The organism is Moritella sp. (genome assembly GCF_013215705.1).
In the GTDB taxonomy this organism is placed as follows: domain Bacteria; phylum Pseudomonadota; class Gammaproteobacteria; order Enterobacterales; family Moritellaceae; genus Moritella.
Map to the genome: position 1 here is coordinate 218,999 of NZ_JABSQR010000004.1, position 16,643 is coordinate 235,641.

13 protein-coding genes are annotated in these 16,643 nt (G+C 40.7%); 9 read left to right on the forward strand and 4 right to left on the reverse strand.

The window, feature by feature from the left end; genetic code table 11:
• The first annotated feature begins 82 nt into the window (after positions 1-82).
• The 3 genes from nrdG (at position 83) to HRT96_RS01415 (ending at position 4,001) form a co-directional block, all read left to right on the forward strand.
• Entirely contained in the window at positions 83-601 is a 519-nt protein-coding gene (gene nrdG / locus HRT96_RS01405) for an anaerobic ribonucleoside-triphosphate reductase-activating protein (RefSeq protein WP_293151148.1), read from the forward strand.
• Between the two features lie 814 nt (positions 602-1,415).
• Positions 1,416-3,413: an SDR family oxidoreductase gene (locus tag HRT96_RS01410; protein WP_293151151.1), complete on the forward strand. Its 1,998-nt coding sequence runs from the start codon at positions 1,416-1,418 to the stop codon at positions 3,411-3,413.
• Positions 3,414-3,542: 129 nt separating this feature from the next.
• Positions 3,543-4,001 (forward strand): GspH/FimT family pseudopilin, encoded by a 459-nt coding sequence (locus HRT96_RS01415; RefSeq protein WP_293151154.1) that lies wholly within the window; start codon positions 3,543-3,545, stop codon positions 3,999-4,001.
• A gap of 155 nt (positions 4,002-4,156) precedes the next feature.
• Here the strand turns inward: HRT96_RS01415 and HRT96_RS01420 are convergent, their stop codons facing one another.
• The 4 genes from HRT96_RS01420 to fadI all read right to left on the reverse strand — a co-directional run bounded on the left by HRT96_RS01420 (position 4,157) and on the right by fadI (position 9,110).
• Positions 4,157-4,693 carry a nucleotidyltransferase family protein gene (locus tag HRT96_RS01420; protein ID WP_293151157.1) on the reverse strand — a complete coding sequence of 179 codons (537 nt, stop codon included), beginning with the start codon at positions 4,691-4,693 and terminating at the stop codon, positions 4,157-4,159.
• A gap of 75 nt (positions 4,694-4,768) precedes the next feature.
• Entirely contained in the window at positions 4,769-5,179 is a 411-nt protein-coding gene (locus tag HRT96_RS01425; RefSeq protein ID WP_293128567.1) for a GFA family protein, read from the reverse strand.
• A 488-nt stretch (positions 5,180-5,667) separates the two neighbouring features.
• Positions 5,668-7,800, reverse strand: a complete 2,133-nt coding sequence (fadJ, locus tag HRT96_RS01430; protein ID WP_293151160.1) for a fatty acid oxidation complex subunit alpha FadJ — start codon at positions 7,798-7,800, stop codon at positions 5,668-5,670.
• On the reverse strand, positions 7,800-9,110 hold the full coding sequence (gene fadI, locus HRT96_RS01435) for an acetyl-CoA C-acyltransferase FadI (RefSeq protein WP_293151163.1): 1,311 nt from the start codon (positions 9,108-9,110) through the stop codon (positions 7,800-7,802). Before fadI ends, fadJ begins: the two co-directional genes overlap by 1 nt.
• A gap of 351 nt (positions 9,111-9,461) precedes the next feature.
• On the opposite strand from fadI, the gene HRT96_RS01440 reads away from it, so the two are divergent.
• The 6 genes from HRT96_RS01440 to HRT96_RS01465 are packed head-to-tail and all read left to right on the forward strand — an operon-like array spanning position 9,462 to position 16,362.
• Positions 9,462-10,418, forward strand: a complete 957-nt coding sequence (locus HRT96_RS01440) for a MoxR family ATPase (RefSeq protein ID WP_293151166.1) — start codon at positions 9,462-9,464, stop codon at positions 10,416-10,418.
• 13 nt (positions 10,419-10,431) lie between these two features.
• On the forward strand, positions 10,432-11,394 hold the full coding sequence (locus tag HRT96_RS01445; protein ID WP_293151169.1) for a DUF58 domain-containing protein: 963 nt from the start codon (positions 10,432-10,434) through the stop codon (positions 11,392-11,394).
• Between the two features lie 5 nt (positions 11,395-11,399).
• Complete coding sequence (locus tag HRT96_RS01450; RefSeq protein ID WP_293151172.1) at positions 11,400-11,945, forward strand: DUF4381 domain-containing protein; 546 nt, start codon at positions 11,400-11,402, stop codon at positions 11,943-11,945.
• The gene (locus HRT96_RS01455; protein ID WP_293151175.1) at positions 11,938-12,933 is read left to right on the forward strand and encodes a VWA domain-containing protein; all 996 of its coding nucleotides are present in this window, start codon (positions 11,938-11,940) and stop codon (positions 12,931-12,933) included. The genes HRT96_RS01450 and HRT96_RS01455 overlap by 8 nt, the downstream gene beginning before the upstream one ends.
• Entirely contained in the window at positions 12,926-14,605 is a 1,680-nt protein-coding gene (locus HRT96_RS01460) for a VWA domain-containing protein (protein ID WP_293151177.1), read from the forward strand. The genes HRT96_RS01455 and HRT96_RS01460 overlap by 8 nt, the downstream gene beginning before the upstream one ends.
• Positions 14,599-16,362: a BatD family protein gene (locus HRT96_RS01465; protein ID WP_293151180.1), complete on the forward strand. Its 1,764-nt coding sequence runs from the start codon at positions 14,599-14,601 to the stop codon at positions 16,360-16,362. Before HRT96_RS01460 ends, HRT96_RS01465 begins: the two co-directional genes overlap by 7 nt.
• Positions 16,363-16,643: the final 281 nt, after the last annotated feature.

Here is a 16,643-nt window from a genome sequence, read left to right on the forward strand (position 1 = left end):
AATAATCACAACTGATCCAACCTCAGTTTAATCAATTAACTAGCTAGCCAATATTTTATTGGCTAGCATTTAAGAAGTGACAATGTACTATTCTCAATATTTCGATCTTGATGTCATCAATGGCCCAGGTAGCCGTGTAACCCTGTTTGTCAGTGGCTGCGAACACCAATGCAAGGGCTGCTATAACCAATCGACTTGGTCTCCAAGTAATGGTTCATTCTTCGACCAAGAAACAGAAGACAAGATAATCAATGATTTAAATGATCTCCGTATACCTCGTCGAGGGCTAAGTTTAAGCGGTGGAGACCCTCTCTACCCAACGAATTTAGATGGCATTTTAAAACTAGTCAAAAGAGTTAAAAAAGAGTGTGTTGGAAAGAATATTTGGTTATGGACCGGCTACACAATAGAGCAATTAACGCCACGACAAAAAGCCGTCGTTCAATACATAGATTATTTGGTTGATGGTAAGTTTGAACAACAGCTGGTTGATCCAGCATTAAAATTTCGAGGCAGTAGCAATCAACGTATTCTGGCAATTACAAAAAATGATGAGTTTGATGGGTTTGCATATGCCATATCAAAAATCAACGCTGATTAAACATAATTTGATGAATGCGATCAGCCTATGATACCGCTATCATAGGCATAATCATCATTAAAAAATTATAAATTGTAAAAAGGCCAAATTCAGAATTTAATACTTTAGGGATACTAACTGATTATGGAATAAATAGCCTAATCTTAAAGTCCTACTCGCAGTATTACTTAATTAAGTATATATGTTTAAGGACTACAAAATCGTCCCTGTTGAGGCCATTTAAAAATAAATTTATTTGACTTAAATCACATCAAATTCATCATTCATACCGTAAATAAACAGCTTCGTTTTATAATATTTAGCACAAAAGTATTAGTCTTTATTGTAATAAAGACTAATACACAATCAGCAAGACAACAGAGTACAACCATAAACCATTGATAACAATCGGTTTTAACTTCATTCATTCTAGTAAAATTTAATACCTACCCCACCTAAACACCTCGTCTACAATATTTAGAATTAACTACCAAAATTAAGCATTACTATGCTCTACAAGCTTCAATACTTGTTAATGACATGTAAATAAGTAAACTCTGATCTTGTAAACACTCAACGTAATTATGACTTACAGAAATTAAGTATTTACACTAACCGTTAATTATTTGTTAACAGAATTAACTCGCAAATAAAACCAACAACACGTCACATAAGTCTGACAAACTGTTGTAAAACAAGCCCGTTTTCCAGTTACGTTAACGGAATATCATTGACATTTATTTTGATACCAATGATATTACTACTACATAAGTGATACGCAGACACTTTAATTTAACAAACAATAAGCATACATAGTTTAGTTGAGGATAATAGAATGAAATACTTAGTTACCGGCGGTACAGGGTTTATTGGTCGATTCTTAATTGAACGTCTAGTAGAGAGAGAAGATGCGCAAGTTTATGTATTAACTCGCCAAGGCTCAGAACACAAATTCAATGCATTGAAGGATCGTGTGCATAAAAGTGTTAAAAGTCGTATCAAAATGGTTACTGGTGATATCACTAAAGCTAATTTAGGGATTGATGAGCAATGGTTAGCAGCACATACCGACCAAATTGATAATGTTTACCACCTTGCCGCAATCTACGATATGAAAGCCGATGCTGAATCACAAGAAACAGCGAATGTTGTTGGTACACGTAATGCTGTTGAAGCGTCGATAAAAATTAAAGCAAAAAGCTTCCATCATGTCAGCTCTATTGCTGCTGCTGGTCTGTTCAATGGTACTTTCTACGAAGATATGTTCGAAGAAGCTGAAAATATGGATAACGCATATCTTCGCACTAAACATATTTCTGAAAAAGTAGTCCGTGATGAATGTTCAATTCCGTTCCGTATTTATCGCCCTGGTATGGTTGTTGGTCACTCTAAAACGGGTGAAATAGATAAAGTTGACGGTCCATACTATTTCTTCAAACTATTGAAAAAAATCCGTGAGACAATTCCAACATGGATGCCAATGATTGGTGTTGAAGGCCGTCGTCTGAATATTGTTCCTGTCGACTATGTTGCAGATGCAATTGATTACATTAGTCACAAAGAAAAAGTGCACAGTAACTGCTTCCACCTTGTTGATCCAAAACCATTCAAAGTGGGTGAAGTACTTAATATCTTCGCTACAGCGGGTAACGCACCAAGAACGGCATTCCGAATTGATTCTCGCATTGCTAATTTCTTACCGGCTTCAGTTCGTCAGGCAATTACCCATTTACCAGCCGTAAAGCAGCTTACTGAAGGGGTATTAAATGATCTTGGCATTCCAAAAGACGTATTGAATTTCCTTAACTACCCAACTAGCTTCGATGACCGTGAAACAGCACGCGCACTAGAAGGTTCTAATATCAAAGTGCCTAGCTTAGATGAGTATGCACCTGCAGTATGGGATTATTGGGAGCGTAACCTGAATGATGATCTAATCAATGACATGACCCTAAAAGGTAATGTCAGTGGTAAAACAATTATCATCACAGGTGCAAGTTCTGGTATTGGTGAAGCAACGGCATTAAAACTCGCACCAACAGGCGCAAAATTAATCCTAGTAGCACGTGATGTCACAAAACTAGAAGCAACACAGGCACAAATCCAAGCACTTGGTGGCGATGCACATATCTATTCATGTGATATTTCCAACATGGAATCATGCGATGAGTTAGTTAATAATGTACTTGCAGATCATGAGTTTGTGGATATATTAATCAATAACGCCGGTCGTTCAATCCGTCGTTCTATTGATTTATCGTTTGACCGTTTCCACGATTACGAAAGAACAATGCAGTTAAACTACTTTGGCTCAATTCGTTTAATCATGGGCTTCACACCAAGTATGTTAGAGCGTAAAAAAGGGCATGTTATTAACATTTCATCCATTGGTGTACTAACAAACTCACCACGTTTCTCTGCATACGTTGCGTCTAAAGCAGCACTAGATGCGTTTACTCGCTGTGCAGCATCCGAGTTTTCTGACCGTAACGTAAACATGACGACGATTAACATGCCGTTAGTACGTACGCCAATGATTGGTCCGACAAAAGTATATGACAATGTCCCCACTCTAGCGCCATCAGAAGCCGCGGACTTAATTGTACAAGCGATTATCCGTAAGCCTAAGCGTATCGCAACGAGAATTGGCATCATGTCTGAAGTACTTTACTCTCTATTCCCTAAAGTAAGTGAAATAATCATGAACACCGGCTACCGTATGTTTAATGATTCTGCCGCTGCGAAGGGCAAAAAAGAAGATAAAGATGCGCCAACACAAGCGAGTACCGAACAGATTGCATTTGCAGCTATCATGCGCGGTGTGCATTGGTAATCTAAGCGGTCATAAATAGACTCTAATAAGATAATGTGAAGGGACCACTCTGTATACTAAAAAGTGGTCCCTTTTTTGATCGTTCTTATCATGTTAATCTATTGTTTTCTTTAACAAGGATGTATAAGAATGAAAAAATCATTGGGGTTCACACTCATCGAATTAATGATCACAATCGCGATCGTCGCCATACTCATTGGCATTGGCGTGCCCAGTTACCAAAATACTGTACAACAAAGCCGTATAGACGATGCGAAAAAATTAATTAATAGCGCGCTTAGCTATGCTAAAAACACCGCGATAGCGCATAATCGCCCTTTGTATATGACCGTTTTGGGTAATACGTTAACCCTAGCCACAAGCACCGCTGTTCCGCTAGATCAAGCAACTGTTGTGAACAAAACAACGGTCACAACAGATAGTACTTCAACCCTCTCTTTTACAGCATCTGGCACACCGAGAATAACCTTTCGAGCGAATGGTACTATCGGAGCAGGCAATACTCTTCGTTATTGCACAGGTGATTCTGGCATTGACATTGCGGTTGGTATCAATGGAGACCCTGTTTCTACAGCTGCCAGCTGTTAGTTATTTATATTGTTGAATAGCCCGTTTTATTTGATGTTCACACTGCTTAGCATTATTGCTCTAACATAAACGGCTTAGAGCTTATGCTTTAAAGGATATGGTGAGCATTACAGAAAGTACGGGTAATTAAGATTGACGCCACTATCATACGTTTTTTATAACACAGTTCTCAAATTAGGCCATTGGATCAACCAATCTTTTGAACTTACACGATCACTGAATATTCCCAAATAACGTTTAGGATTATGTGTAACCTGTAGATTAAACAGCGATTCAAAACCAAATGCGGCAATACAATCATAACTACCATCATCTAATTTTCGAATAGCTACCGCCGTTTCCTTTTCTGGCCAGTAACTCATGGCATGAATGATATTTAAATATGGCTTATCACCATTTCTTTTATGCATAATCGCTTGGTTACGCACTTCCCAATTTAACTCTGGCATTAGCAGGGAAAGCTCAGACTCAATTAGTCTATAATTTTCAGGATTGAATTCAGTTTCATCAAAGTAGATTACATCGACGTCATTCAATGGCGTTGATACTGATTTTTGATGCAAATGATCCCAAACCAAATTTCGAACAAAACCCGCAGCCAAATAACACTGAGATAAATGGAGTTGTTGAACACAATCAAGAGCCTTAACCCGTAATTCGTCCTTCTCAATTAATGTGATTATTCTATCCATATCTACCCTGCGTTATACAGCCTGAAACAAAGGAAAACAAAACTGGTGCTTTTATTTCCCTTGTGCTGCGACTTATCATATGAGTCTATCTGCTGGATGGTTAACACCATCATAAGTAGGTATCCCGTCAATCTTTAAAGGGTTGATGCCCTCTAAGCACGCAACATTAAAACCAAACAAATGTGGATTTGATCTTCTTTGATGATGAGTATATATGCCGCAATTTGAGCAAAAATAGTGCTTTGCAGTATTTGTATTAAATTGATAGAAATTTAAAATTTTTTCTCCTTTAATGAATCTAATTCCATTTAAAGGGACAGAGGCTGCTATCGCACCTCTTCTCCGGCACATGGAGCAATCACATCTCCGCACATCAATTAACCCATCAGGTAAGTCAAACTCGATCTCGACTGCACGGCAATGACAGCTAGCCCGGTGCTTTTCTTGGATCTTGACGCCATCAACTTCCTTAATATTTATTCCCATATTTCGATCCTTGAATGCACATGATTTGTATAACAGGACGTCTCGATTCGACAAATTAATTCACTGCTATAGAGCGATACGAATTATATAACGAATTGAGTGGTTACTCATTTAGTCTTGTAAACAATTGATAATAAACAGCTAGTAAACTGAGTATATTGATATTAATGTTTAGTGGCAGGTAAACTTGATTGTCTTGTGACAGCTCAAGTCTGCTTTCACTAAAACACTAATAACACAGTATAAAATAATCCATCAAACCGTTTTCATTATTCACAAACAAAGAAGTGTTATTTATAACTCTATTATTTAAGTCGACTCACCTAAGCGGAGAAGAACCAAAAATGTATGGCGAACTGTCATGAATAAAATATTAATGGGCAACTGCTCTAAATCGAAAAGGAGCAAAAATCAGTTCCAAACAAAAAAACGACGTTAGATTTACATCTAACGCCGCTTTAAATTATATAAGCTAATGCATTACGCGATTAGTTATAGAATTTTTTACCTTCTTTCGCCATTGCTTTAAGCGATTCACACGGCGCAAAACGCTCACCGTATTTATCTTGATGACGTTCTAGCTTGTCAACAAGTTCAGCAATACCGATTGAATCCATGTAATGGAATGGACCACCTAAGAACGGCGGGAAACCAATACCGAAGATGGCACCGATGTCACCATCACGCGCACTACGTAGGATACCTTCATCAAGACAACGTGCCGCTTCGTTCAGCATTAATAATACTGCACGTTCTGCAAGTGCTTTAGGCGCCATTTTGGCTTCAGGTTTTAAGTTAAGTAGCTTGTAGATTGATTCATCAACTTGCTTCTTACCTTTTTTGGCTTTCTTACCGTATAGATAGAAACCTTTCTCGTTCTTACGACCTTTACGATCATCAGCCAATAACTTATCGAACGCTGCAGGTGCTTCAAAACGGCTACCTAGCTCTTTCGTTAAGATTGGACCGATCTTAGCACCAACATCGATACCAACTTCATCAAGAAGCGTGACAGGACCAACAGGGAAACCAAAATCAACAAGGGCTTTATCAACCGCTTCGATTGGCTCTTGTTCTAGTACCAAACGTGCAGCTTCATTCATGTAAGGCGCAAGAATACGGTTTACATAGAAACCAGCACCATCTTTAACAACGATAGGTGTTTTGCCCTGCTTACGCGCAAATTCAACCGTTGTTGAGATCGTTTGATCCGACGTGCCTTCATGCGTAATGATCTCAGCCAGTGGCATTTTGTCCACAGGGCTGAAATAATGCAGACCAATTACATTTTCAGGGCGCTTCGCTTCAGAAGCAATCTGTGTAATAGGTAAAGAAGACGTGTTTGATGCGAAAATAGTATTTTCGTTACAGTTAGCTTCAATATCAGCCACCATTTGGTGCTTCAATTTAAGATCTTCAAATACCGCTTCAATAACAATGTCAGCATTTTTCACACCAGTGTACTCAGTCGTACCAGTGATCATAGCAAGTTGACTTTGCATTTCAGCTTTAGAAATAAAGCGACGTTTAACTTTCTTATTTAGAATGTCATACGTGTATTTTTGTGCGTTAAGCAGACCTTGAGGTGCAATATCTTTAATACGCACAGGTACTTTGGCTTTCGTTGCAGTAACGTTGGCGATACCGCCACCCATTAAACCACCACCGAGCACGACCGCTTTTTTCACTTTCTTCGGTGCCACGCCTTCAACGCCATCTTCTTTCTTCATCGCTGTTGTAGCGAAGAAAATGCCACGCAGTGCAGCTGATTCAGATGTCATTGCAAGTTCTGCAAAACGTTTTGCTTCAAGTTTTAAACCGGCTTCAAACCCTTTTTCTTGGCCAAGTTTAACCACTTCTAGAATTGCTTCTGGCGCTGGGTAGTTGCCGCGAGTTTTAGCAAGCGTTTGTTTTTTAGCTTGGTCAAACATGATGTTACGACCAAGTTTATTTGTTTCAAGTAGCTTGCTAGTTAGATCACGTTTTAACTTACGTTGGAACTTACCTTTTTTCGCTAGCTTAACAGCCACTTCAAGGAGTACTGTTTCAGGCACAACTTCATCAACAAGGCCCATTTTAAGCGCTTGTTTACCACGTACTTGTTTACCTGTTAACATCAAATCAAGCGACTTAGCCACACCGATAAGGCGAGGTAAACGTTGTGTGCCACCGCTGCCAGGTAATAGACCTAGCATAACTTCTGGTACACCTAATACTGTTTTAGTGCTTTCTGTACAGACTCGGATATGACAAGCAAGTGCGAGTTCTAAACCACCGCCCAAACAAGGGCCGTGAATAGCAGCAACAACAGGGATATTTAATGCTTCCAGTTCACCCATAACACGGTGACCTTCCAGTGATAACTTCTCTGCATCTGCAGCCGTTTCACACGCATCAATCATAGTAACGTCAGCACCAGCAACAAAGCTGTCTTTCTTGCCACTAATCAGTACTAGACCTTGTAGATCTGAATTTGATGAAATCTCTTTCATCAAATCAGAAATTTCATCAGCGAACTCTGCACGTAAAGTGTTCATCGTTTCGCCGGGTACGTCCATTGTTAGAACGCCAATCTTATCTTCACGGATCTCAAGTGAAAATGTTTTATCTTGCTGACTCATTACGCGCTCTCCACAATCATTGCTACACCTAGACCACCAGCAGCACATGCAGCCGTTAGCCCTAGACCACCACCACGACGTTTCAATTCATGCAATGTTTGCGTGATCATACGTGCGCCAGTCGCTGCAAATGGATGACCATATGCAAGTGAACCACCAAGTACGTTGAACTTACTTTGATCGATATTAGCAACGCGCTCTGGACGACCTAGTTTTTCCTGTGCAAACGTATCTGACTCTAAACATTTTAGGTTTGCTAATGTTTGTGCAGCAAATGCTTCGTGCATATCAAATAACGCTAAATCGTCAAATTTAATGCCCGCACGGTCTAACGCTTCAGGTATCGCATATGACGGGCCAATTAGACCGTCAACATCTGCAGGTACAGCAGAGTAAGCGTAGCTGCGAATATAACCAAGCACTTCTAGGCCAAGTTCTTTCGCACGACTTTCGCTCATAAGTAGTACCGCAGCAGCACCATCTGTTAGTGGCGTACTTGTTGCAGCAGTTACTGTACCGTGTTTACGGTCAAATGCAGGACGCAGTTTCGCGTAACCTTCAACTGATGAGTTTTTACGGATGTTGTTATCTTCAGCAATAAATGACTTCATTGGCTCTGGATAAGCCGTCATTACTTCGTCTTTTAACTTACCTTCTTCCCATGCTTTAGCAGCAAGAGTATGTGAACGATGCGCTAATTCATCCTGCGCTTGACGCGAGATGTTATAAGACTTAGCCATTTGTTCCGCAGTTTGCCCCATCGTTATACCGGTACTGTATTCTGAAACAGCTGGCGCGACAGGCAATAAATCTTTCAAGCTTAACTGACGGGCAATCTTTAATTTATCGCTAGTCGTCTTGGCTTTGCTTAAGTTAACTAACTGATGAGCAAGCTTTTTAGATACGCCGATTGGCACAACTGAAGATGAATCAGCACCACCAGCAATACCACAGTCAATCGATCCAGCCATAATAGACTCGGTAACATTTGTAATAGCTTGGAAACTTGTCGCACATGCGCGCGATACACTGTATGCATCGGTGCCGATGTCCATGCCAGTGCCTAATACGATTTCACGCGCAATGTTTGGCGCTTCAGGCATTTGAACAACTTGTCCAAATACAACTTGCTGAATAATCTTAGGATCAATGTCGTTACGAGTAAGCATCTCATTAACAACCATTTTGCCTAAATCTAATGCTGGAACCCCATGAAACGCTGTTGCTTGTTTAGCAAACGGGGTACGTAATCCAGTGACCACCGCGATACGATCGCCGTTGCGGGTGGTTAGGCTTTGTGCTTTAGCCATCACTTATCCTCATTCCGTTAAGTAAAAGAGGTCAGACCTCATAAAATTAAGTCAATATTAACCTTTTGGTCACAATATTCAAACATTAGTTTGAATATTGAGTTTTTCATCTTAGAACTGTGATCCAAAAGAAATATTGTGTGAAAAAATAATGTTAAATAGTAGTCATATCAACCTAAACAACTTTTATCGTTAGGATATTACTGACCATTCACACTATTAAGTAGTCGTTTCCCGTAAAGTATTGTAAATCGTTTTGTTTAAACTCTCTTATAAAATAAGTTTGAACTTTTACAATGAATGTATTGTCGGTAAACTAGTGTTTATATTAACTTTATACGATAGATAATTATGCCAAAATCAAATTTTAATCAATTAAGAGGCTATCTTAACAGCCAAATTCTTGGGCAAGCAAAACTTGTCGACAATTTATTAATCGCGCTACTCGCAGATGGCCATATCTTAGTAGAAGGTCCACCCGGATTGGCCAAAACACGAGCAGTCAAAGCGTTGGCCGATAGTTTAGAAGCCAACTTCCATCGAATTCAGTTTACACCCGATTTACTGCCAGCCGATTTAACCGGTACTGATATCTATCGCGCCGAAACCGGCACCTTTGAATTTCAACCCGGTCCTCTGTTCCACAATATTGTACTTGCGGACGAGATTAACCGTGCACCTGCTAAGGTACAGTCTGCGCTATTAGAAGCTATGGCCGAACAGCAGATAACCGTTGGCAACAAAACCATGTTATTACCAAAGCTGTTTATGGTAATGGCGACGCAGAACCCCATTGAGCAAGAGGGTACGTATCCATTACCGGAAGCGCAGCTAGACCGCTTCATGTTACATCTGGAAATTGATTACCCAGACAAAGACACTGAATTACAAATTTTACGGTTAACAACACAAGAAGCACAACAAAGCGCAGGCGCACCGATTGCTAAAATCAGTCTGCAAGCGATCATGCAAGCGCGAGAGCAAGTACTTAACATCCACTTAGCCCCTGCTCTCGAACATTATCTTGTCGATTTAATTATGGCAACACGAAACCCTGCAACCTTAGATCCGCAACTCGCCAGTTGGATCACTTTTGGCGCAAGTCCACGTGCGACTATCTCGCTGGCCCGTTGTGTACGCGCTCGCGCTTGGTTACACGGTCGTGATCATGTACTACCCGAAGATATTCAAACCTGCCTTTACCCTATCCTACGTCACCGCTTATTGCTGAGCTTTGAAGCAGAAGCTGACGGTATCACCGCAAACCAAATTATTGACCGCATTTTGTCATTAATTGCATTTTCGTAAACTGAGTTAGTCTATGTCAGCAATCGACGTTACGATTAAAGAGCTACAACAATACAGCTACCAAACTAATAGTATTTTAGCGAGCAAAACGTTAGCAAGAGCACGGTTAGCCGGTGGTCATCTGTCGCCAATCAAAGGCCGAGGTATGGAATTTAGCGAATGTCGTCAATATCAACCCGGTGATGACATCCGTAGTATTGATTGGCGCATTACCGCACGTACAGGTAAAACTTACAGCAAGTTATTTAGTGAAGAAAAAGAACGGCCTGTGTATGTATTACTGGATCTGTCATCAAGCATGTATTTTGGCAGTCAATATCGGCTAAAATCAGTGCAAGCCTGTCACTTGACGGCATTACTGGCGTGGGCAACAAAACATAAAAGTGATCGTGTCGGCGGTATGATCATTGGTGCATTCGGGCATAAAGAGTTAAAACCCCAGCGCCAACAACGCGGTATCATGCAATTACTCAATGAAACCGTGACCTTACATAATGCGCAACTGACTATGTCTCAAGCCGAGCGTATTAATGCGGCTGATGCAACGCATGTAAATACAGAAAATACAGTGCCAAAGGAATCGCTTGCCAGCGCCCTCACCCGTTTGCGTATACTGTGTAAAACTGGCAGCCATATTATGATCATCAGTGACTTTCTTAATCTGGATGATAAAGCGCAAAAGCAACTCGCGTTATTAAAACGCCATAATGAAATTGAAGCATGGCAGATTTACGATCCTTTAGAACTCTCGCTTCCGAACATATCAGGCAACGTACGCCTCGCGGTATCAAATGGTCAACAACAAGGGTTCATTAGTCCGAGTAACGCTGACAGTCGCCAAAAATATCAACAATATGCCGATGCTAAACAGCAAGCATTAAGACAGGTAATGAACCGATACGGTATTCGTCACCACAGGATCAGCAGTGGTGAATCGTTATTGAGTCAGATTAAAAATAAGAGTAAAGGTAAATAAAGCGCATGGATCCGTTAGCACAATTAAAAGATATTCATTTACCCGCACCAGTATCGGCCTGGCCACTATCACTGTATTGGTGGCTGGTTATCATCATAATCGTATTGATCGTCGGATTGGCTATTTATGCTGTGTTGCATTACCTAAAAAAAACCAAATTAACCCGCTTAGCCCTAGCTGAATTAACACAGCTACAGCAACAAGGCTGTGAGGTAAACGATTTACACCATCTGCTTAAACGTATCGTTTTAGCCAGTTTCCCACGTGAAACGGTTGCATCCTTACATGGCGAAGCATGGTTAAGTTTCCTCGATCAACAAGCCAGTTCTAAAAAACGAGTCTTCAATGCGTTCTCAGATAATACCGCAGCATGGACGTTGGACTTATACAGTGCTAAACCAAACATGCTCGCCGGATCCGCGCACTTTAAGACTTGCCAAGACTGGATCAAGAAAACCCCGCTTATACCTGTAGATTGCAATGTAGATTGCAATGTGAAGAACAGACTGAAGAACAGAGTGGAAAAAAGTGTGGAGAACAGTAATGTTTGAATTTAATTGGCCATGGCTGTTAGTTTTATTACCTTTACCACTGCTTATTCGCTTTTTTAGCAGCGCGGGTCAAGCACAAACGCCATTAGTGCTACCTAACTTACCTTATATTGAAACAGCAACAGGCACCGCAAGTAAAAAAGAACGTGCCATCTGGCCATTAACATTAATGTGGTTATGCCTAGTAGTGGCGACCGCACGCCCGATGTGGATCGGTGAACCACAATCCATTCCGCAACAAGGTCGTGAAATGATGCTCGCGGTTGATCTATCACGATCGATGCAGATGAAAGACATGCAAATCAATAACCGTATGGTTGATCGCTTATCATTAGTAAAAACCGTTGTTGCTGATTTTATCCAACAACGTAAAGGCGACCGTGTCGGACTTATCTTCTTTGCTGATAATGCCTATTTACAAGCACCACTCACTTTTGATTTAAAAACAGTCAGTGGCTACATGCAGCAAGCAGTGCTCGGTCTTGTTGGTGAACAAACTGCTATTGGTGAAGGTATTGGCTTAGCACTCAAACGTTTCGATGCCGCAGATAATCCTCAAAAAGTATTGATATTACTCACAGATGGTCAGAATACCGCTGGTGAAGTAAAACCGCTTGAAGCAGCTAAATTCGCCCAAGAGCAAGGCGTAAAAATCTATACTATTGGCATCGGCGCTGATGCTTATTACCAACGCACCTTCCTAGGTAAAGAGAAAGTAGACCCGTCAAGTGATCTGGATGAAGCGACCCTAAAGACAATCGCAGCACAAACCGGTGGTCAATATTTCCGCGCGCGTGACGCCAGTAGCTTGGCGGCTATTTATGCCGAACTCGATAAACTTGAGCCTGTCGAGCAAGCTCAACAACAATTTAGACCACAAACGGATCTATTCCATTGGCCATTAACAATTGCATTATTATTGTCTATTTTCGCCTGCTATCTACGTCAAGGCCAACTATTTACGTCAAGGAATAAGCACCATGACTGATTTTATGTTATTACGGCCATTATGGTTACTGGCGTTATTACCACTCGTCGCCCTCGCTTGGTATTTCCGTAACACTGACCAAACAAAAGGCTGGTATACGGTGCTTTCACCTGAGATCGCACAATTCTTATTAGCCCAGCATCAACCAGCAACAAAATCTAAGCATTTTTTTATCCCTTTAGCCGGTATTTGGGTGCTCACAACAATGGCATTATCAGGCCCGAGTTTTAGTTATACAGAGCGTCCAGTAGCCAGTATCTCGCAAGCAAAAGTGATGGTATTAGATATGTCGCTATCGATGCGGGCAACAGACCTTAAACCCAATCGCCTAGCGCAACTTCGCTTTAAAAGCACCGATATTCTTAGCGCGATTAAAGAAGGGGAAATAGGCTTGGTAGCTTATGCAGGTGATGCCTTTGTTATCTCACCATTAACCACAGACACAAGCACCCTACTGAACTTGCTACCAAACTTGTCGCCAGAAATTATGCCAGTGAGAGGATCGAAACCAACTGCAGGTATTCGTCAAGCAATCGAACTATTAACCAACGCAGGTTATCAGCAAGGGCAAATACTGCTGGTGACCGATGGTATTAACCCAACTCAAGCAGATAACATCAACGCGTTATTAGCTGGCACAGAATACAGTTTATCGATTCTTGGTATCGGCACAGCGCAAGGTGCACCGATTAAAATGCCTAATGGTCAATTACTTAAAGACAACCAAGGCACAATCGTAGTGCCTCAGCTGGATGCCCGTTTATTGAAAGACACGGCACAAGCGAATTCAGGAAAAGTCCAAGTGATAAGCCACGGTAGCCAACAGCTAACAGACTTGTTTAATCATCCGTTAAGCTTCCAGAATAACCAAAAGACAGAGTTAACCACACAGCAACGTAATGATGACGGTATTTGGCTACTGCCTTTGATTGCGTTACTAGCGGCATTTAGTTTTCGAAAACAACTATTTTTCAGCTTTTTCTTGGTGTTTTTACTGCAACCAGAATCAAGCTATGCGGCGGATACTTCGATATGGAAAAACAGTAACGAAAACGGATCATTGCTGTTTCAAGAGGCAGAATATCAACAAGCAGCGGATACCTTCTCTAATGCCAGTTGGCAAGCGAGTTCGTTGTATAAAGCAGGTGAATACCAACAAGCGATCGATCTGTGGGCGAATGATCCAAGCAGTGATGCCTATTATAATCAAGGCAATGCTTTAATGCAGCTCGGTAATATTGATGAAGCTACTAAAGCCTACGAACAAGCGCTAAAATTGGATCCTGAAAATAACGATGCAAAAGGTAACTTAGCACTTGCTAAGCAAGTAAAACAGCAACAGAAACAAAAACAACAGCAAGGTGATAAAGGCAAAGACAGTCAGAGCCAGCAAGACAGTCAGAGCCAGCAAGACAGTCAAAGCCAGCAAGACAGTCAAAGCCAACAAGACAGTCAAGATGAAGCCGACGATAATTCAAATAAAGGTAATACCCAAGGACTGTCGGCAGCACAGCAAACGCCATTAGAAAAAGAACAACAAAAACGCTTACAAAAATGGCTGCGGAATATCCCTGATAATCCCTCTTTATTATTAAGAAATAAAATGTATATAGAAAATCAGCAACGTAATGCTGAATCAAATCAGCAAAATAGTTCGGAGCAAATATGGTAAAGGCAGTACAGACACATCGCCGTGGTTATAAATTTTCACTAATAGCGAATATTTTTATCCTTACAGGCTTACTATTTACGCTCAGTTTTCAGGCGAATGCGGCGTTAAAGATAACAGCATCCGTCAATCAAAATCCCGTAGTACAAGGCAGCAGCTTTATCCTTGAAATCCGCGCCAATGAGAGTATTAGCGCCAGTGACTGGGATAGCTCAGCACTGCTGGCTAATTTCGTCGTAGGCAGAACTTCAACTAATAGCCAATCTTATAATATCAATGGAACGAAATCCCATGTAACAACTTTCACAACCGTGTTAATGGCACGAAAGATAGGTGTTTATATCATTCCCGCCTTTACGATTGATGGGGCAACAACACAACCGATTAATGTTAATGTCATCTCATCGTCTACAGCAAGTAGCCGCGGTCTAAACAACCGTAACATTGAATTGAAAGTAAATGTATCGAATGAAACCATCTATGTTGGTCAACAATTTATCTACACAACCACCTTGTATATTGCCCAAAACACCAAAATGCAATCTGGCAACCTTACCGAACCGACAGTGACAGACGGTGTAGTAAAACAAATTGGTAAAGATGAAAACGCCAGTGAAATCATTAACGGTAGACGCTTTGAAACCATCACACGTCAATATGCCATCACCATTAATACCGCAGGAAAAACCACCATTTCACCAACTCGGTTTGAAGGCCAGGTAAGTACCGCAAAACACGGCTATCGTTTTGGGTCTGTTACGCCAGTGATCATCCAAGCTGACACTTTACACTTAAATATTCAAACACAACCTACAGACTACCAAGGCGAATGGTTAGTCAGTGACTTTGTGCAACTCGTTGAAGAGTTGCAACCATTACAAAACAGCTATCAACAAGGTGAGTCAATAACACGTACTATCACACTAACCGTTGCGAACGTAGATAAATCAGCGCTACCCGATTTAGCCATCAGCTGGCCTAAAACAGCCAAAATCTATCCAGATAAACCACAATTTACCAACTTTGCACAACAAGGAACTCACTTCTCGCAACAAGTATTAAGTTTTGCCATTATTCCCAATCAAATCGGGGAATTAACATTACCAGCGTTATCAATTCCTTGGTTTAATAACAAAACCCAACAACAAGAATGGGCAACACTACCGGCTAAAATAGTGACTATCGTAGCAAGTGAAAACAATCCTCCAGTTGAAAATAATACTAACAAACAAAATGGTGAAACAAACTCAACGTCATCACTCGCATCTAATGATAGTGGACAGACAGATATGCAAACGTCATCGACATCAACAACTGAATCTTCAATATGGCGTTGGTTAACCTTTATTTTTGCTGGGTTGTGGTTATTAACCTGCGTAACTTGGTTTTTCTTACGCAGAGGTACTCAACAAATCAGTAACCAGAAAGTAGCTAATACGGCTAAACCTGACAATATCTGGCCACAATTAGAAGCTGCACTTAAAAATAATGATGCTAAGCAAAGTAGTCGACTATTACACGCTTGGTTTAAACAGCAATGGCCCGAAATCAAAGATCCGCACCTAGCCTCACTACCGATGAGTCAAGAATGTCTGCAAACTTGCCAACAACTATTGACCTGTACTTACGGTAAAAATACTGACGTTACGAATTGGCAAGGGCAGGCATTATTAGCGAAATTAGTCAAATTGAGAAACTCAAAACCAGCAATAACAACATCGCAACAACCAAGTATTAAAACTCAACTTAACCCATCATAATTACCTATAAGCACTCGAAATGGCGTCTATAAATGCCGCCATTTTCGTTTGTGAAAATAACAACACGCCCATAAAGTTCGAATTCGAACATTGAAAGCCCCCGTTAAAATGCTCGAACATTAAACAGTAGCACTCGAATATGAAAATGAAAGATTCATTTGAGCATTCATACCTTTCAACTGAAAGTCCATTTGCGTTAACTGAAAGTTAACAACTTAATCTAAAAATTACATACATTTATCTATTACCCGCACTAGATATCCACCTTAAAAAAGCGCAAA

Bases quoted from the DNA above. Each gene is read 5' to 3' on its own strand.
- nrdG (WP_293151148.1), top strand. From the start codon at position 83: ATGTACTATTCTCAATATTTCGATCTTGATGTCATCAATGGCCCAGGT.
- HRT96_RS01410 (WP_293151151.1), top strand. From the start codon at position 1,416: ATGAAATACTTAGTTACCGGCGGTACAGGGTTTATTGGTCGATTCTTA.
- HRT96_RS01415 (WP_293151154.1), top strand. From the start codon at position 3,543: ATGAAAAAATCATTGGGGTTCACACTCATCGAATTAATGATCACAATC.
- HRT96_RS01420 (WP_293151157.1), bottom strand. From the start codon at position 4,693: ATGGATAGAATAATCACATTAATTGAGAAGGACGAATTACGGGTTAAG.
- HRT96_RS01425 (WP_293128567.1), bottom strand. From the start codon at position 5,179: ATGGGAATAAATATTAAGGAAGTTGATGGCGTCAAGATCCAAGAAAAG.
- fadJ (WP_293151160.1), bottom strand. From the start codon at position 7,800: ATGAGTCAGCAAGATAAAACATTTTCACTTGAGATCCGTGAAGATAAG.
- fadI (WP_293151163.1), bottom strand. From the start codon at position 9,110: ATGGCTAAAGCACAAAGCCTAACCACCCGCAACGGCGATCGTATCGCG.
- HRT96_RS01440 (WP_293151166.1), top strand. From the start codon at position 9,462: ATGCCAAAATCAAATTTTAATCAATTAAGAGGCTATCTTAACAGCCAA.
- HRT96_RS01445 (WP_293151169.1), top strand. From the start codon at position 10,432: ATGTCAGCAATCGACGTTACGATTAAAGAGCTACAACAATACAGCTAC.
- HRT96_RS01450 (WP_293151172.1), top strand. From the start codon at position 11,400: ATGGATCCGTTAGCACAATTAAAAGATATTCATTTACCCGCACCAGTA.
- HRT96_RS01455 (WP_293151175.1), top strand. From the start codon at position 11,938: ATGTTTGAATTTAATTGGCCATGGCTGTTAGTTTTATTACCTTTACCA.
- HRT96_RS01460 (WP_293151177.1), top strand. From the start codon at position 12,926: ATGACTGATTTTATGTTATTACGGCCATTATGGTTACTGGCGTTATTA.
- HRT96_RS01465 (WP_293151180.1), top strand. From the start codon at position 14,599: ATGGTAAAGGCAGTACAGACACATCGCCGTGGTTATAAATTTTCACTA.